The organism is Actinomycetes bacterium (assembly GCA_024222295.1).
In the GTDB taxonomy this organism is placed as follows: Bacteria; Actinomycetota; Acidimicrobiia; order Acidimicrobiales; family Microtrichaceae; genus JAAEPF01.
In genome coordinates, this window is sequence record JAAEPF010000060.1 from 1 (window position 1) to 2088 (window position 2088).

The 2088-nt window shown below is 64.8% G+C and carries 1 protein-coding gene; it reads right to left on the reverse strand.

Going from position 1 to position 2088, the window contains the following annotated elements:
• Positions 1–179: 179 nt before the first annotated feature.
• Entirely contained in the window at positions 180–1757 is a 1578-nt protein-coding gene (locus tag GY812_16255) for a transposase (GenBank protein MCP4437035.1), read from the reverse strand.
• Positions 1758–2088 lie beyond the last annotated feature (331 nt).

The following is a 2088-nucleotide window of genomic DNA, read 5'->3' on the forward strand; positions in this document are numbered from 1 at the left end:
CGCCGGCATGTAGGCGCGGAGGCTAGCGCTCGCTCGTCCCCTTCGGGGCCTCGCGAGCGCCAGCTGTTTCTTGCTGAAGGGGCCCCTCCGCCCCTACGCCACGCCGCCACTCCGTGGCGACATGGCTACCCCTGAGTCGGGCCAATGCCCGACACCCCCCCTAGAGACCTGACCGGAAATTAGGCAGCGGCCATTAGCGGCATCAGCACGTAGCAGTTGTTGATGATGGCCGTGCGTTGGAGGTCGAACTGATTCTTCTTCAATCCCTTGAATCTCGCACGGCGACCTTGGATCTGACCGACGCGAGCGAGTGCGTGCTCGACCTGAACGCGCTCACGGGCGCTCTGGCGACCCTTGCTGGTGGCCAGTTCCGCGCGTAGCTGCTGGTGAAACGCCTCCTCGGGATGCAGTCGAATCGAACGGCCCTTGTTTGATGTCGTGCACTGCCCCCGTTTGGAACAGGCGGCGCAAGTCGCGGCGGGGAAGGTCGTCACCCCGGTCTTCGTGCCCTTGGCCTTGACAGTGCTTCCGGCCGGACACGTGATCGTCCCGTTATCCAGGTCCACGGTGAAGTCGTTCTTCGTGAACAGCTCGCCGTTCCTGAGCGTGGGCGCCTTGCTGAGCACCCGTAGTCCCGCACGGCGGCGGGCCATCAGATCCGCAGAGGGGATATATCCTCGGTCGACCTGAACTTCGACGAGTTCTGCGCCAGCGGCCTCCACGCTGCGTAGGAGTCGAGCCAGCGGTTCATGCTCCGGCACGTTTGCAGCGACGACCTCCGTCGCATGGACGAGGCCCGGGATGTCGGCGTCGACTACGACATGGCGCTTGTAGCCGTTGAAGGCCTTCGTCTTGGACTTGCGACCATGGCGCATGTCGCCATCCGACAGGCTGATCTGGCGGTTCTTCGTCGTCCCTCTACGCACCTGGCGTCGCGTCCCGCTGGGATCGTTCGGGTCTGGCTCGAGATCTTGCTCCATGAGCCGCTCGACTTGCGCGATGTGCTCGCCGATGGGCGGCTTCTTCATCTCCTGTGCGCCCAACGTGCTCTCGAGCCAGTTGCACAGCGCCTCGAACTGACCGATGAGTTGCTGGAGTGCGTCGGCGCGAGCGGGCTTGTCCGACCAGTCAAAGTCGAGCCAAGCCTTGACGCTCGAGTGCGAGACGAGCGGCACCCCAGCCTCATCGATGACCTCCTCGACGCTCTTGTCCAACTCCGCGGCCGCTGTCTTGGCGAGGTGGGAGATGCCTCGGCCAATGAGGTTGAAGGTGTCCTCGACGCGCCCCGCGCCAAGCAGTGGGCTCGAATCAATGAGGGCTCGCAGCCGGGTGTGACTGAAGCCCTTCTTCTCCCTGGCGAGGGCCACGGTTCTCTCCAGCAGAACCGAGGCGAAACCAGCCGAGATTGCGCGCGTCCGGAAGTCGTGGACCGTCCCCTGGCTCAGGAGTGTCCCGGAGTCACCGAGACAGCCAAGGACCACTTGCCAGCGCTTGTCCACGGCTGTGAGCGTGGGGACCTCATGGTCAGGGGCGCTGAAAGCGACCTGAAGCAGCATCGCCAACGCCTTCTGCTCCACGTTCTTCGGCGGTCGGCCCCGAGGCGAGTCGCTGTACATGGCGACCAACGACGCCTTGACGGGCTCGTTGAAGAGCGCCGTCCGCTGCTCCCGCAGGAAGCGCCACAGAGGCTGCTTCTTGCAGAGGCGAAGCACCGCTTCCTCTTCGACGGACAGCTCTTGGACCCAGTCGTCGCTCATGACTCACCTCCCAAGTGGATGAGATCATGGGGGATCTCCCACGTCGATCCCCCAGGAGCGATTTTCTGATCTCGTCTCTAGTGGGGCGTCGGGGTTCGACCCCGACCCGGGGTAGGCCTGCGGCGCGCAGCGCCAATGGCCGTAGGGGGCGGAGGCCCCTTCAATGGAGGACTGCTGGTGATGGCGAAGCCCGGAAGGGCTGAGCCGGAGCTCGGCTGAACTACCAGGTGGGCGCGACCACGGGCAGAGGATGCTCCCGATACCAGGCGATGGTGCGCTTCAGGCCCTCGTCGAAGTCCATCTGCGCGCGCCAACCCAACCACTCCGAGGC